Below are 14254 nucleotides of genomic sequence, written 5' to 3'. Positions count from 1 at the left end.
ACCCACGGTCCCGCCCGGTCAGCCGCGGGGCCGACCGCGCCGCCTGATCCCCATGCCCGGCCTGCACCGCCCTGACCAGCGGTTCCGCCGGGCGGCAGCGCTGTGCATCCCCTCTTCGTAGCGGCGTACGAAGAGGGGGGGCCGGATTCGCCGACACAGGCGTAGTGACGGGACACGGCCCTGCCTATCGTCCAATCCATCCCGGAACGTCCTCCGGACGCCCCACCTGGGAACGCACCACCGAAACAGCCCACCGCCATCGCAGGAGCGAACCAATGAAGTCCCGTCTTGTGGCCGCCCTCGCGGCCGTCGTCATCGTCGGAGCCGGCACGGCCGCCTGCGGCGGCACGAAGGACGACGCCAAGGACGGCAAGGGCCCGATCCTCATCGGCATGCCCATCGCCCTGTCCGGTCTGGCCAGCGGCATCGACAGCCAGTGGGAGACCGGCGCGCGGATCGCCGTCGACGACATCAACGCCGACGGCGGCGTCCTCGGCCGGAAGCTGAAGATCATCACTGCCGACAGCAAGTCGCAGGCATCGCTCGCCGGGAACGCCGCGCAGAGCCTGATCGACAAGGGCGCCCGGTTCATCCTGCCCACCGCCGACTACGACCTCGGCAGCCCCGCGGCCCGGCTCGCCCAGGCACACGGCCTGGTCTCCATCGGCCTGGCCGGCGACCCGCGCTGGGGCGCCACCGGCATCGGCGATCTCGCGTTCAACCTCAACGCCGGCTCGCCCACCGAGGGAGCCTCCGCCGCGCGGTTCGCCCACGACAAGGGCTGGAGCCACCCCTACGTTCTCGGCGACACCAGCCTCGGCTACTCCGTCGCGTTCCAGAAGTACTTCACGCGTGCCTGGTCGCTCATCGGCGGCGCGAAGCCGACCACCGATACGTTCCAGAACTCCGACACCTCGCTGGCCACCCAGATCAGTCGGATCAAGGCCGCGTCGCCCGCCCCCGACGTCATCGTGCTCGCCTCCTACCCGCCCGGCGGGACCACCGCGCTCAAGCAACTGCGCGCCGCGGGCATCACCACCCCCGTCATCGGCGGCAACGCCTTCGACGGCACGTTCTGGCTGACCGGCCTGCCCAACGAGAAGAACTTCTACGCCATCGGCGGCGGCGTCATCACCGGCACCGACCCCGACCCCGACCGAGCCAAGGTCTTCGCCGCGGTCACCAAGTCCACCGGTAAGGCACCCACCAGCGGCATCTTCCCGCTCGCCGGCTACAGCGCCGTCCAGGCCATCGCCAAGGCCGTCACCGGCGCGAAGAGCACCGACGCCAAGGCGGTCGCCGCGCGGCTCGCCGGCTTCCACGACGAACCGCTCGCCCTCGGCCCGACCACCTGGACCAACTCCTGCCACGTCGCGATCGGCCGCCCCAGCGTCGTCATCCGGATGGCTCGGGGACAGGAGACCTACGTGACCACGGTCGACCCAGCCCGCGTCCCGAAGTCCATCTGCTGACGCAAGGCCACACTGACCCTCGGCGAGCCCCGGCTCGCCCCTGTCCCGGGAGTAACCGCATGGCCCGCCACACCGCCCCGCCGAACGGCGACCTGACCGCCCGCGGCGTGGGCGTGCGCTTCGAGGGCGTGGCCGCCCTCACCGACGTGGACCTCGACCTGCGGGCCGGGGAGATCCTCGGCCTCATCGGGCCCAACGGCGCCGGCAAGACCACCCTCGTCAACGTCCTCTCCGGCTACCAGCGCCCCACCGGTGGCCGGGTCCGGATCGGCGGCACCGACGTCACCGGCTGGCCCCCGCACCGGCGCGCCCGCGCAGGGCTGGTCCGCACCTTCCAGAGCGGGTGTCCCTTCACCACGCTGACGGTCGCCGAGAACGTCGAGGCCGCCGCCCTCGCCGCGCACCCCCGCGCCCGCGAGGCCCACCGCACCGTCCACAGCCTGCTGGACCGCTTCGGCCTCGGCCCGCTCGCCGGGCGCCCGGCCGGCACCCTCAGCTATGGCATGCTGCGCCGACTGGCGCTCGCGCGGGCGCTGGCCCCCCGGCCCCGGCTGCTGCTGCTCGACGAACCCGCCGCCGGCCTCGACGACAACGAGACCCGGGACCTCGGCGATCTGCTGCTGTCGGTACGCGACGACTTCGCGTGCGGCCTGCTGCTCATCGAGCACGACGTGCCGCTGGTCCTGCGGATCTGCGACCGGGTGCACGTCCTGGTCACCGGCCGCACCCTGCGCACCGGCACCCCCGCGGATATCGCCGCCGACGCGGCCGTGCGCGACGCCTACCTCGGCACCGCCGGGCCCGACCGGGACGGTGCCCGTGCTTGAGATCACCGGACTGACCGTCCGTTACGGAGCCGTCGCCGCGCTGCGCGAAGTCTCCCTGACCGTCGGGGACGGCGAGTTCGTCACCGTTGTCGGGGCCAACGGCGCCGGCAAGTCCACCCTGATGCGCACCGCCGCCGGACTGCTGAGGCCCGCCTCCGGCACCGTCCGGCTGGCGGGCCGGGACATCACCCGGATGCCGCCGGAACACGTCGTGCGCGAGGGATTGAGCCTGGTGCCCGAGGGCCGGCACATCTTCACCACCCTCACTGTCGCCGACAACCTGCGCCTCGGACTGCTCGGCACCGGCCGCCGCACCCTCACCCGGCGCGACCGCGACCGGGTCACCGGCTACTTCCCGGCGCTGGAGAAGCTGATGGATCGCCGGGCGTCCACCCTGTCCGGTGGGGAACAGCAGATGGTCGCCATCGCCCGCGCGATGCTCGCCGAACCCCGGATGCTGCTGCTGGACGAACCTTCCCTGGGCCTCGCGCCGCTCGTGGTGGACACCGTGCTGGACGCCCTGTCCCGGCTGCATCGCGACGGCGTGTCCGTCCTGCTGGTCGAGCAGAACGCCCGCCGGGCGATCGCGCTGGCCGACCACGTCCACGTGCTGCACAAGGGCGTCGTCCGGCAACGCGGCGCCGACGACACCACGGGACATGGCCTCGCCGCCGTCTTCCTCCGCGGCCCCGGCACCCCTGGCCCCGACATCCCCGGTCCCGCCGCCGCTGCGGAAGGAAACTGATGTACCTCCTCCAGACCCTCGTCGACGGCCTCAGCCTCGGCAGTCTCTACGCCGTCTTCGCCCTCGGCGTAGCCCTCGTCTTCGGCGTCATGGGCCTGATCAACTTCGCACACGGCGAGCTGATCATGATCGGCGCCTACGCCGCCGTCCTCGTCGTCCGGCCGGTCATCTGGGTGGTCCTCGCCGTGCCCGTGCTGGTCATGGCCGCCGCCCTGCTGATGGAACGCGTCGCCTTCCGCCCGGTGCGCGACGCCGCCCCCACCACGATGCTGGTGACCTCCTTCGCCCTCAGCTCCGGCCTGCAGTCCGCCGCCACCTCACTGTTCGGCTCGCTCCAGCGCAACGCCGACGTACTGCCCGCCCTGTCGCACTCGGTACGCCTCGGCGCGCTGCGGATTCCCGTACTGGACCTGGTGACCGTGGGCACCGGCGTGGTCATGATGGCGGGACTCGCCCTGTTCTTCGCCCGCACCTCCACCGGCATCCGCATGCGGGCCGCCGCCGAGGACTTCCCCACCGCCCGTATGCTCGGCGTCAAGGCCAACCGGGTCATCGCCCTCGCGTTCGCGCTCAGCGGCCTGTGCGCCGGCGCCGGCGCCCTGCTGCTGGTCTCCCAGACCGGGTACGCCACCCCCACCCTCGGCACCGCGCCCGTGCTGGCCGCGTTCATCGCCGTGGTCGTCGGCGGCATCGGCGAGATCCGCGGCGCCGTCCTCGGCGGCTATCTCCTCGGCCTGGTCACCGTCGCCCTCCAGGCATACCTCCCGCCCGGCCTGCGCTCGTTCCAGACCGCGTTCGCCTACGCCGTGGTGCTGGCGTTCCTCGTCATCCGTCCGCAAGGCATCCTGCCCGGCAAGGTGAGGCTCATATGACCACTCCCGCCCGCCCGCCCGCCACCGCACCGGCCCGGCCCGCCACCGTCAGCCGCATCGCCGGCCTGTTCGTACCGCTGGCCGTGGTCGTCACCGCCGCCGCCCTGCTCGGCGACGCGGGCGGGGACCTCACCACCCGGGTGGCCACCGGCGGCCTGATCAACCTCATCCTGGTGCTGAGCCTGTACGCCTACAGCGGCACCAGCGGCGTGCTGTCCTTCGGCCAGATCGGCTTCGTCCTGCTGGGCGCCTACGCCGGCGGCATCCTCGCCATGCCGCCCGCCACCCGGGCCGTGCTGCTGCCCGCGCTGCCGTCCGCCCTCGCGCACATCACCGTCCCGCAGCCGCTGCTGCCGGTGGCCGCCGCGGCGCTCGCCGCACTCGCCGCCCTGTTCACCGCGCCGCTGATGACCCGGCTCAACGGCATCGTCGGCTCCATCGGCACGTTCTCCCTCATGGTCATCGCCCACGAGGTGGCCGCCAACCTGCGCGCCACCAACGGCGCCGCCGGCGTCAGCGGCGTCCCCGCGACCGGCGGCCCGGTCACTCCGCTCCTGTGGGCGCTGGTCGCGCTCGCCGCCACCGCCGCACTGCGGCACAGCCGCACCGGCCTGCGGCTGCGCGCCTCGCAGGACCACCTGCCCGCCGCCGGCTCGGTCGGCATCGATGTGCGGCGTGCCCGGCTCGGCGCCTGGACGCTGTCTGCCGCCCTCGCCGGCGCGGGAGGCGCGCTGTATGCTCAGTTCGTCGGCTCGTTCACCCCCGACTCCCTCTATCTGGCCACCACCACCCTCACCATCGCCATGCTCGTCGTCGGCGGCGTGCGCGGGGTGACCGGCGCGGTGGCCGGCACCCTGGTGGTCACCGCCGTCTACCAACTGCTGCAGAGCGCCGAGGCGGGCTTCCCCCTGGGCGGCCTGACCGTCCCCGCCGTCGACGGCGTCGCGCAGATCGGCCTGTCGCTGCTGCTGCTGGTGGTGCTGCTGCGCCGGCCCGGAGGTATAACGGGTGGGCGGGAGGCCGAGCTGACCCGGGCCGGGGTCCGCCGGGCGCTCGCCGCGTTCCCGCGGCGTACGAGGAGCCGCTCGTGATCACCGTCGAGGAGATCGTCACCCACGTGGGTCGCGACGTGCTGCGCACGGTCACCACCGGGCCCGGCGGCCCACCGGTGCGGGACGTCACCCTGTACGACGTCGGCGCGAGCACCACCGTGCGGGCCGGTGACCTGGTCCTCGCCGTCGGCGTCGCCGACCACTCCGAGACCGCCCGGCGCATCCTCCGCGAGATAGCCGCGGCCGACGGCGCCGGGCTGTGCCTGCACGCCTCCGGCGCCGACGGCGACGCCGAGGCCACCACCGCGCTCGCCGAGGAGTTGGGCGTCCCGCTCATGCGCGTCCCGCGCGGCCACAGCTGGGACCGGCTCTACCCGCTGCTGCGCACCCTTGTCGACTCGGCCGCCGCCGTCACCCGGGGCGGCCGGCAGCACGCCGAGCAGGCCGAGGGCGATCTGTTCAGCCTGATGAGCGCGCTGGCCGCGGTGGTGCGCTGCCCGGTGGTCGTCGACGACCGGGAGCTGCGCACCCTCGCCTACTCCTCCGAGGTCGCCGCGGACGACCTGCGCCGAGAGTCCATCCTGTCCCGCAGCATCCCCCCATCCTGGCTGGAACGCCTCAACGCCGAGGGCGTGCTGCGCACCCTGCACCGCTCCGAGGGCATTGTCCGGTTCCCGCCCTGGCCGGGACTGAGCCCGGCCGCGCTGCACGGCAGGGCCGGCGTCGCGGTCCGGGTCGGCCGTGAGGTGCTGGGCTACATCTGGGTCGCCGAGGTCCACCCGCTGACCCCGGCCGCCGAGGAAGCCCTGCTGGAGACCGCGCGGATCGCCGCCATCCACATCATGCGGCGCGAGGTCGCCGACGAGATGGACGACTGGTCCCGCGCCGAACACGGCAGGGCGCTGCTGTGCGGCGGCGGCCGGGGCCTGCGCGAACTCGGCATCGGCCAGGACTGGCAGGCGGTGGTCATCGCGCTGAGCGGCACCGGTGACCCGCCCGGCCACGCCGCGGCCCTGCACCGGGAGATCCTGCCGCTGGTCCGGCTGCACTTCGCCCAGCGCCACCACACCTACCCGGCGCGGCTCGCGCACGAACTGTTCGTCGTCGTCGCCGAACCGCCCACCGCCGGCACCCCGCTGACCCTATTGGCCCGTTTCACCCGCTCCCTGCTGGACCACGTGCGGGACAGGGACGGGGTCCGGATGCGGGCGGGGATGTCCTCCCGCGGTCCGGTCCAGGACACGGCCCGGCTGCGCCAGGAGGCCACCAGGGCGCTCGCCGTGCGCGGCCCGGCGGACGCGGCCGACGTGGTGCTCATCGATGACGTGCGGGACGAGGCGATCCTCGGCGAGGTGGCCGACCACCTCAACGCCCATCCGCACCTGACCGCCGGCCCGCTCGCCGCCCTGCTCGCCGGGGCCGCCGCCGACGACGTCAACGTCGAGGCGCTGGAGGCATTCCTGCGCGCGCGGGGCAACGTCGCCACCGCCGCCCGCGACCTCGCACTGCCCGTCAACACCGTGCGCTACCGGCTCGGCGTCGCCCTCAAACGCAGCGGCCTGGATCCCGCCGATCCCGCGCGGCGGCTCGTCGCCGAACTCCAGCTGCGCGCCTGGCGCGCCCGCACCCACCACACCCCGCCGGCCCGCTGACCCGTACCCCGGTCGGCCCCCGCCCGGCGGCGGGTCTGGTCCGGCCCGCCCGGAGGGCCTGTACCGGGCGGGCCGGACCGTTCGGCGCTCACGCGTACCGGTGCCACTGGGCGAGCAGCCGGTCCGCGGTGCGCCAGCTGAGCGCCTCCACCGTCTCGGTCGGGTTGACCCCGCCGGCGCTGGGGAAGCAGGAGGCGCCCAGGACACCGAGGTTGGGCAGGTCGTGGGTGAAGCCCCAGCGGTCGGTGACCGAGCCGTCCGGGTCGTCGCCCATGCGGGTGCCGCCGTAGGCGTGGGTGCTCACCGGGGAGGCGGTGATGGGCTGCTGCCAGACCCGCCCGGCGCCGGCCGCGGTCATCCACTCGGCCATTCGCTCCTGGAGGTACCGGGTCTGCCGCCACTCGTTGTCGCCGTAGGCGTAGGTGATCCGCACCCGGGGGATGCCGTCGGCGTCGACGTGCACCGGGTCGAGGTCGAGCCGGTTGTGCCGGTAGGGCAGGGTGTCCGGCAGCGTGTAGGACCAGGCGGTGGCGCCCATCGCCCCGGCCACCCACTCCTTCCAGGCCGCTCCCCAGCGCGGCACGTCCGGCGGCAGCATCCGCGCCATCAGCAGCTTGGGCAGTTCGTGCCCGGCCATCAGCGGGCCGCCGCCGATGAACCCCAGACCGCCGTGGTCGAAGTTGTCGGCGTCGAAGTCGCCGATCGCGGTGCCCTGGGCGTTGGTGCCGCTCCACAGGTTCAGCGGGTCGCCGAACCGCCCGAACGTCATCGCGAACGAGTGGGTCATGAAGTGCGCGCCGACCTGGCCCCGGGAGTTGCCGAGGCCCGCGGGGTGGTTCGGGTGGGCCGAGAGCAGCAGCAGACGGGTGTTCTCGTAGGTGTAGCCGGCCAGCAGCACCACGGACGCCGGCTGGACGCACTCCCGGCCGTCCGCGTCGCGGCAGGTCACCCCGGTCGCCCGGCTGCCGGCGGTGTCGATCCGCAGCACCCGCACGCCGGTGCGCACCTCCAGGTTCCCCGACGCCTCCGCCTCGGGGATGCCGGTGACCGCCGGGGTGCCCTTGGCGCCGGTCCAGCAGCCGGTCCAGGTGCACATGCCGCAGTAGGTGCACCCCGACATGCCCCGGTACTCCCGGGACCGCACCGACGCCGGGGTGGGGAACGGGCTCCAGCCGAGCGAGGCGGCCGCTCTGGCCATCATGTCGTCGTACCCCGAACGCCGCAGCGCCGGCAGCGGGTACGGCCCGGAACGCGAACCCTCGAACGGGTTGCCCTCCGGCTGCCGCCGCCCGTCGATCACCCCCGCCGTGCCCGAACAGCCGTACAGCGCCTCGACCTTGTCGTAGAAGGGCGCCAGTTCCGCGTAGTCCAGCGGCCAGTCGGCCACCGTCGAGCCCTCCGGCAGGGCGGTGGCGCCGTACCGTTGCACGGTCGCGCTGCGGTTGCGGAAGTTCCATGGGTACATCCGCCAGCTGATGTTCGTCGCGTAAGTCTTGGAACCGCCCACGCCGTTGATCATCATCAGCCCGGCGGTGCCGGTGGCCGGCGCGGCGGTCTCGTGGCCTGTGGAACGGACCGTCGGGACCTCTTGGTTGACCTTGGCCGCGCCCAGCGCGTTCCGGCTGAAGTGGGCTATCTCGTCGTGCGCGAAGTCGCTGGTGGCGTGTCGCGGTCCGGCCTCCAGCCCCACCACCCGCAGCCCCGCGAGGGCCAGCCGGGACGCGGCGAGACCACCGGCCGCGCCGAGGCCGATCACCACCACGTCGACGGGTTCGAGTCGTACGGTCACGGCCGGCCTCCGCGGAAGGGTTCCAGGTCGAACGTCGAGTGTCCGGCGGGCGGCGGCCGGAAGCCGGGGCGCTGCTCCGGCTCGCCCACCACCAGCCGGGGCCCGGGGTAGCCCACGGCCCGCCAGCCGGCGAAGTCGTGGTTGCCGCCGTGCGCGGGGTCCCCGAGGAACCCCTCCAGCGTGTGGCCCAGCAGCACGTCGAAGAAGTCGTCCGCGCCGGGGACCGAGCCCGACTCCAGGTCGGCCACCAGCCGGTCCCGGTCCGCTGGGGGCAGCGTGTCCGGTCCGGCGCCGAACCGGTCCCGCGCGTGCGCCGCCACGGCCCGCAGACCGGTCTCGTAGACCGGTGCCAGCGCGGTCAGCGGTCCCGCCAGGGCGCGCAGGATGTAGCGGTCCACCCGTGCGCCGATCGCGCCGGGCCCCAGACCGTCGGCGGGGATCAGCCGGTCGACGAGGGCGAGCAATGTGCGTACCTCCTCGTCGCCGAGGGATGTTCCGGTGGGTTCCGCGGTGGACTCGTTCATGGACGTTCTCCGGTGTCGTTCATGACTTCCGCCTCCGGGGTCGGTCACCGCCCCGGGAATTCCGACGGGGTTCACAGGCTAGCCAGATATTGGATCCTATTCTAGATTCATTGGATAAATTAGGTTCGGAAATTTTCCGTCCCCCTGGGCTCCGCGCTCAGGGCCCGCCGTCCCGCCGCGGAGGAAACAAACGGCATGATCAACGTTCTCGGCGTCCACCACCTCGGCCTCACTGTCGCCGACCTCGACGCCTCCCGCACGTTCTACGAGGCCGGCGGCTACACCGTCACCGACCGGCTGCGCGCCGACGGCCCCGACGCGGCGCTCGGCAACGGGCTGCCGCGCGCCGCCCTCGACATCGTCTTCGCCGACGGCCCCACAGCGGGCGGCCCCGGTACGGGCAGCCCCGGCCTCATTCTCGAATTGGTCCGCTTCGACCCGCCGGGGGAGCGCCGGGTCACCGCCGTCGACCCGGCGTTCGGCACCGTCCCGCTGTGGAGCGCGGATTCCGCCGGCACCGACCCGGACGGCCGCCCGGTCACCGCGGCGGGCCCCGGCGCGGTCCAGGTCACCCTCACCACGGCCGACCCGGTCGGCACCGCACGCCTCCTGCGACTCCTCGGCTTCGAGGGGGCAGGTCGGGGGGGTGCCGCCGACACCACCGGGCTGACCGGCCACGGACTCGACCTCGCCCTGCGCCGGGTGCCCGAGCCGCCCGTACCGCCTGGGCCGAACGACGCGGGCCGCACCCACCTGTGCTGCCGGGTCACGGACATGACCGCCGCCGTGGCCGCCCTCGACGAGGCGGGCTTCGGCACGGTCTCCACTCCCCGGGTGCACGGCGACCTCCAGTGGGTCTTCGTCCGGCACCCCGAGGGGCCCGGCGTCGAACTCCTCTGCCTGACGTAGCCCCGGCCGCCCGCCGCAGACCCGACCGACAGGAAGCTCATGCACATCGATCTCACCGGCCGCCGCGCCCTCGTCACCGGCTCCAGCGCCGGCATCGGCCTGGCCGTCGTCGCCTCCCTCGCCCGGTGCGGCGCGACCGTCCTGGTCAACGGTCGGGACGCCGACCGGGTGCGCACCGCCGTGCGGACCCTGGCCGCCGCCCAGCCGGACGCCCGGCTGGAACCGGTCGTGGCCGACGTGGCCGACCCGGCCGGCGCCCGCGCGCTGACGGAGGCGGTCGGCGAGGCCGACATCCTCGTCAGCAACGCCGCCACCTACCAGGCCAGGGCCTTCGCCGACCTCACGGACGACGACTGGGCCACCATGTTCGCCGTCAACGTCATCGCCCCGGCCCGGCTCGCCCGGCTGCTCGTGCCCGGCATGGTGGACCGTGGCTGGGGGCGGGTGGTGTTCATCAGCAGCGAGTCCGCCCTGCACGTCCCGGCCGAGATGATCCACTACGGCGCGTCCAAGACCGCCCTGCTGGCACTGTCCCGGGGCATCGCCGAGACCTACCCGGCGAGCGGCGTGACCGTCAACGCCGTGCTGCCCGGCCCGACCAGCACCGGCGCCGAGGAGACCTTCATCGCCGACCTCGCCGCCCAGCGCGGCACCACCCCCGAGGAGGCCCGGCGGCGCTTCATCCAGGAGGACCGCCCCACCTCTCTGCTGGGCCGGTTCATCGAACCGGAGGAGGTCGCCGCCGCGGTGACCTACCTGTGCTCCCGGGCGGCCTCCGCCACCACCGGCTCCGCCATGCGCGTCGACGGCGGCGTGGTCCGCGCGATCGGCTGACCGCGCGGACCACAGCGACGAGGCCCTGGCCGCCGAGGCGGTCAGGGCCTCGGGACATCACCGGTGAGCCTCCGGACGGAACCGCCGGACCGGCCCGAGGCGATGACCCCGTTCCCGCAGCAGCGTGACGTTTCGCCACCGGGGGTCAGGGCAGGCTGGACACCGTCTCCGCCCCCGCGCCGCCCGCTTCGGTGTCGGCGCCGCCGATCGGGTCACCGGGGTCCGCCGCCCGGGTCCGCCCGCGCCACAGCAGGTTCAGCTCACGGCCGCGGGTCAGCCCGGACGGCCGCAGGATCAGCACCAGCAGCAGGATCACCGAGAGACCGATCTGCGCGATCCCCAGCGGCCCCTTGACCGTCAGGCCGCCCACGGTGAAGCCCTGCTGGACCTGGTCGAGCACCTGGGTGACCACCGAGACGAACAGCGCCCCGACCACCGCGCCGGACAGGCTCTTCTCACCGCCCGTCACCAGCATGACCACCAGCATGAACGTGGTCGTGAGGTAGAGCGTGTCCGGAGTCAGGCCGCCGAGGAACTCGCCGTACAGACCACCGGCCACGCCGATGACGAACGCGGACAGCACGAACGCGAAGCCGCGCTGTCGGTGCACGTGGACGCCGATCGCGTTCGCGGCGACCGGATCCTCGCGCGAGGCCCGCAGGCAGATGCCCCACCGGGTGCGCTGGTAGCCGAAGGCCAGCGCGATCGCGGCCAGTGCGGTCAGCAGCGCGGGCAGCACCCCGCCGCCCTCCGCGATGTTGCTCAGGCCACCGGTGCCGCCGGTGAGGCCCTGGGCGTGGCTGATCACCACGTAGATCACCTGGAGTACCGCGAACGAGGTCAGCGCCGCCGCGATGCCCGTGAGCCGCATCAGCGGTCCCGCCAGCAGCGCCGCCGCCACCGCGGCGACCAGGCCGCCGATCAGCGCTGCGCTGTACGGGGTGAACTGCAGCCCGCCGAGCGTCGCCGGGAATCCCGGCAACACGGTCTGCCGGGTTTCCGGACTGAGGGTGAGGATTCCCGCGCTGTATCCGCCAATCGCCATGAAACCGACATGACCGAAGGACAGCACACCGGAATTGCCGACGAATATGTAATACCCCACGACCGCGGTCAGGAGGATCAGGTCCTGGACCACGATCTGCTCGAGCGCCGAGGAGACCTGGCTGAAGGCGGACGCCAGCGCCACCAGCACCAGCAGCGGGACGAGCGTCGCGAGCGGGTGCCGCAACCGCGTGATTCGGTTCATATCCTGGTCCTGGAGGTCTTCGGGACGAACAGGCCGTCGGGGCGGCCCAGGAGGACGGCGATCACGATGACGTAGGCGAACGCCTGCTGGTACTGCTGCAGATCGGTCGGCAGGTACGACTCCAGCAGCACGGTCAGCAGGCCGAGGATCATCGCGCCGGCCACCGAGCCGAGCAGGCTGTCCATGCCGCCGAGAACGGTGGCGATGAACGCCGCCAGCACCGCGGTCTGGCCCATCGTCGGGTACACCGTGCCGCTCTGCGAGACGAGCAGGAACGACGCCACCCCGGCCAGCAGGCCGCTGACGCAGAACGCACTGGCGATCACGCGGTTGGCGCGCACGCCCAGGACCCGGGCCATCCTGAAGTCCTCCGAGGCGGCTCGCACCTGCACGCCCAGCCGGGTGCGCTTGAGGAACAGTGTCAGCCCGGCGCACAGCACCGCCGCCGTCGTGACCGTCGCGATGTCCAGTTTCGGGATGCTCAGGCCCCCGGCGGTGAACGACTCGCTGAACGCCGTCAGCAGATTGATGCTCCGGGGCGTCGCCCCGAAGATCAGCATCGCCAGGTTCTGCAGCAGGTAACTCACCGCGAACGACGTCACGAGCAGCGTCGTCTCCGCCGCCCGGCGCACCGGACGGAAGGCGAACCGTTCCATCAACAGGGCGAAGAGCATCGGCAGGATGATCACCGCGGCGATCAGCACCGGCAGCGAACCGTGCCCGATGACGACGGCCGCGTAGGCGCCGACCATCACGAGTTCGCCGTGGGCGAAGTTGACCAGGCGCATGATGCCGAAGACCAGGGTGATGCCGAGCCCGAGCAGCGCGTAGATGCTGCCCAGCGTCACGGCGTCGATCAGGTGCTGGATGAGAGTGGTCATGTCAGGTCACCTCACGCCGTGCCGAGGTACAGGTCGTGCAAGTCGCTCCGTGCCATCAGTTCCTCCCGGGTGCCCTCGACGGCGATCCGACCGCCGCTCAGCACGTAGCCGCGGTCCGCCAGGGCGATGGCCCGGGTCGCGTTCTGTTCGATCAGCAGGACGGTCATGCCCTGGGCCCGCAGGTCGTCCAGGACGCTGAAGACATCCGCCACCACCAGTGGCGCGAGCCCCAGCGAGGGCTCGTCCAGCAGCAGCAGCCGCGGCCGGGCGATCAGCGCCCGAGCGATCGCCAGTTGCTGCTGCTCACCGCCGGACAGCCCGGCCGCTCCCGCACTGTAGTAGCGCCGCAGCACCGGGAAGCGGTCCAGCACCTCGTCGAGCAGCGCCGCCTCCCGGCCCCGCCGGTTCGACAGGCCCAGCTGGAGGTTTTCCGCGACAGTCAGCCGCTGGAAGATGTGCCGGCCCTCCGGCACCAGGGAGATCCCCGCCCGGACGATCTGCTCCGGCGCGCGCCCCCGCAGGGAGCGCCCCTCGAACTCGATCGTCCCGGCCGTGACCGACGCCAGGCCGAAGACCGCGTTGAGCGTGCTGGTCTTGCCCGCGCCGTTCGGCCCGACCAGCGCCACGATCTCGCCGGCCGCCACGCGCAGATCCAGGTCGTGGACGGCGGGGACCTTGCCGTATTCGACGCGCAGTCCGGAGATGGTCAGCATCACCCGGCCCCCAGGTAAGCGTCGATGACGGCCTCGTGAGCGCGGATCTCCTGCGGGGTGCCTGCCGCCAGCGTGCTGCCCGAGGCCAGCACGTGGACGCGGTCGCACCGGCTCATGATCAGCCGCATGTCGTGCTCGATGACGCAGATGCCCACGCCGTACTCGGCGCGGATGTCGTGCAGTGACTGGCCCAGCATGTCGCTCTCGCGTTCGTTGAGCCCGGCGGCGGGTTCGTCCAGCAGGATCACCCGGGGACGGGTGGCCAACACCCGAAGGATGCCCACCCGGCGTTCCACGCCGTGCGGGAGCCCGGCGGCCGGGGCGTCGGAATAGGCGGACAGGCCGAAGGACCTGACCAGTTCACGGGCGTGCGCCTCGGCCGCCGCCACCGGTCGTCCGCCTGCGATACCGGCGGCCTGCAGGTTCTCGGTGACGGTCATGGCCGGGAACAGCCGCACCGCCTGGAAGGTGCGCACCAGACCCGCGCGGGCCCGCTGGTGTCCGGCCCACCGGGTGACGTCCCGGCCGTCGAAGCGCACCGACCCGGAGGTGGGCCGTTGGAACCCCGAAAGGACGTTGACCAGCGTGGTCTTGCCGGCGCCGTTCGGCCCGATGAGGCCCACCACCTCACCCGCGTCCACCGCGACCGTGACACCGGCCAGCGCGTTCACCCCGCCGAAGCGGACGCTGACCTCGCGTGCCTGAAGGAGCGGCGTCGCCGCTTCGTCGGTCACG

At 73.1% G+C, this 14254-nt stretch carries 14 protein-coding genes; 8 read left to right on the top strand and 6 right to left on the bottom strand.

Annotated features, from left to right (window positions below; translation table 11 throughout):
• Nucleotides 1–275 precede the first annotated feature (275 nt).
• Genes AS97_RS00435 through AS97_RS00410 form a run of 6 tightly spaced genes read left to right on the top strand, consistent with a single transcriptional unit; the run spans nt 276 to nt 6620 of the window.
• A complete protein-coding gene (locus AS97_RS00435) occupies nt 276–1472 on the top strand; it encodes an ABC transporter substrate-binding protein (RefSeq protein WP_210564122.1) in 1197 nt (398 codons plus the stop codon).
• A 59-nt stretch (nt 1473–1531) separates the two neighbouring features.
• Nucleotides 1532–2299: an ATP-binding cassette domain-containing protein gene (locus tag AS97_RS00430; protein WP_210564121.1), complete on the top strand. Its 768-nt coding sequence runs from the start codon at nt 1532–1534 to the stop codon at nt 2297–2299.
• The gene (locus tag AS97_RS00425) at nt 2292–3044 is read left to right on the top strand and encodes an ABC transporter ATP-binding protein (protein WP_210564120.1); all 753 of its coding nucleotides are present in this window, start codon (nt 2292–2294) and stop codon (nt 3042–3044) included. The genes AS97_RS00430 and AS97_RS00425 overlap by 8 nt, the downstream gene beginning before the upstream one ends.
• Nucleotides 3044–3916: a branched-chain amino acid ABC transporter permease gene (locus tag AS97_RS00420; protein ID WP_210564119.1), complete on the top strand. Its 873-nt coding sequence runs from the start codon at nt 3044–3046 to the stop codon at nt 3914–3916. The genes AS97_RS00425 and AS97_RS00420 overlap by 1 nt, the downstream gene beginning before the upstream one ends.
• The gene (locus AS97_RS00415) at nt 3913–5007 is read left to right on the top strand and encodes a hypothetical protein (RefSeq protein WP_210564118.1); all 1095 of its coding nucleotides are present in this window, start codon (nt 3913–3915) and stop codon (nt 5005–5007) included. Before AS97_RS00420 ends, AS97_RS00415 begins: the two co-directional genes overlap by 4 nt.
• Nucleotides 5004–6620, top strand: coding sequence for a PucR family transcriptional regulator (locus tag AS97_RS00410; RefSeq protein ID WP_210564117.1), 1617 nt, complete (start codon nt 5004–5006; stop codon nt 6618–6620). Before AS97_RS00415 ends, AS97_RS00410 begins: the two co-directional genes overlap by 4 nt.
• A gap of 88 nt (nt 6621–6708) precedes the next feature.
• Here the strand turns inward: AS97_RS00410 and AS97_RS00405 are convergent, their stop codons facing one another.
• Complete coding sequence (locus AS97_RS00405) at nt 6709–8409, bottom strand: GMC family oxidoreductase (RefSeq protein WP_210564116.1); 1701 nt, start codon at nt 8407–8409, stop codon at nt 6709–6711.
• Entirely contained in the window at nt 8406–8933 is a 528-nt protein-coding gene (locus tag AS97_RS00400; protein WP_210564115.1) for a gluconate 2-dehydrogenase subunit 3 family protein, read from the bottom strand. The genes AS97_RS00405 and AS97_RS00400 overlap by 4 nt, the downstream gene beginning before the upstream one ends.
• Nucleotides 8934–9128: 195 nt before the next feature.
• On the opposite strand from AS97_RS00400, the gene AS97_RS00395 reads away from it, so the two are divergent.
• Together AS97_RS00395 and AS97_RS00390 are read left to right on the top strand one after the other, a co-directional pair.
• Nucleotides 9129–9842: a VOC family protein gene (locus AS97_RS00395; protein WP_210564114.1), complete on the top strand. Its 714-nt coding sequence runs from the start codon at nt 9129–9131 to the stop codon at nt 9840–9842.
• Between the two features lie 39 nt (nt 9843–9881).
• Entirely contained in the window at nt 9882–10676 is a 795-nt protein-coding gene (locus AS97_RS00390) for an SDR family oxidoreductase (RefSeq protein ID WP_210564113.1), read from the top strand.
• A gap of 145 nt (nt 10677–10821) precedes the next feature.
• On the opposite strand, the gene AS97_RS00385 is transcribed toward AS97_RS00390, so the two are convergent.
• Genes AS97_RS00385 through AS97_RS00370 form a run of 4 tightly spaced genes read right to left on the bottom strand, consistent with a single transcriptional unit; the run spans nt 10822 to nt 14253 of the window.
• Entirely contained in the window at nt 10822–11925 is a 1104-nt protein-coding gene (locus AS97_RS00385) for a branched-chain amino acid ABC transporter permease (protein WP_210564112.1), read from the bottom strand.
• Nucleotides 11922–12806 (bottom strand): branched-chain amino acid ABC transporter permease, encoded by an 885-nt coding sequence (locus AS97_RS00380; protein WP_210564111.1) that lies wholly within the window; start codon nt 12804–12806, stop codon nt 11922–11924. The genes AS97_RS00385 and AS97_RS00380 overlap by 4 nt, the downstream gene beginning before the upstream one ends.
• A gap of 11 nt (nt 12807–12817) precedes the next feature.
• On the bottom strand, nt 12818–13519 hold the full coding sequence (locus AS97_RS00375; protein ID WP_210564110.1) for an ABC transporter ATP-binding protein: 702 nt from the start codon (nt 13517–13519) through the stop codon (nt 12818–12820).
• Entirely contained in the window at nt 13519–14253 is a 735-nt protein-coding gene (locus AS97_RS00370) for an ABC transporter ATP-binding protein (protein ID WP_210564109.1), read from the bottom strand. Before AS97_RS00370 ends, AS97_RS00375 begins: the two co-directional genes overlap by 1 nt.
• Between the last annotated feature and the right edge of the window lies 1 nt (nt 14254).

Source organism: Streptomyces sp. AgN23, from assembly GCF_001598115.1.
GTDB lineage: Bacteria > Actinomycetota > Actinomycetes > Streptomycetales > Streptomycetaceae > Streptomyces > Streptomyces antimycoticus.
This window is presented reverse-complemented; position numbering and strand designations above follow the sequence as displayed.

Excerpts from the sequence above, each read along its gene's own strand:
- AS97_RS00435 (WP_210564122.1), top strand. The coding sequence starts at position 276 with ATGAAGTCCCGTCTTGTGGCCGCCCTCGCGGCCGTCGTCATCGTCGGA.
- AS97_RS00430 (WP_210564121.1), top strand. The coding sequence starts at position 1,532 with ATGGCCCGCCACACCGCCCCGCCGAACGGCGACCTGACCGCCCGCGGC.
- AS97_RS00420 (WP_210564119.1), top strand. The coding sequence starts at position 3,044 with ATGTACCTCCTCCAGACCCTCGTCGACGGCCTCAGCCTCGGCAGTCTC.
- AS97_RS00415 (WP_210564118.1), top strand. The coding sequence starts at position 3,913 with ATGACCACTCCCGCCCGCCCGCCCGCCACCGCACCGGCCCGGCCCGCC.
- AS97_RS00400 (WP_210564115.1), bottom strand. The coding sequence starts at position 8,933 with ATGAACGAGTCCACCGCGGAACCCACCGGAACATCCCTCGGCGACGAG.
- AS97_RS00395 (WP_210564114.1), top strand. The coding sequence starts at position 9,129 with ATGATCAACGTTCTCGGCGTCCACCACCTCGGCCTCACTGTCGCCGAC.
- AS97_RS00390 (WP_210564113.1), top strand. The coding sequence starts at position 9,882 with ATGCACATCGATCTCACCGGCCGCCGCGCCCTCGTCACCGGCTCCAGC.
- AS97_RS00385 (WP_210564112.1), bottom strand. The coding sequence starts at position 11,925 with ATGAACCGAATCACGCGGTTGCGGCACCCGCTCGCGACGCTCGTCCCG.
- AS97_RS00380 (WP_210564111.1), bottom strand. The coding sequence starts at position 12,806 with ATGACCACTCTCATCCAGCACCTGATCGACGCCGTGACGCTGGGCAGC.
- AS97_RS00375 (WP_210564110.1), bottom strand. The coding sequence starts at position 13,519 with ATGCTGACCATCTCCGGACTGCGCGTCGAATACGGCAAGGTCCCCGCC.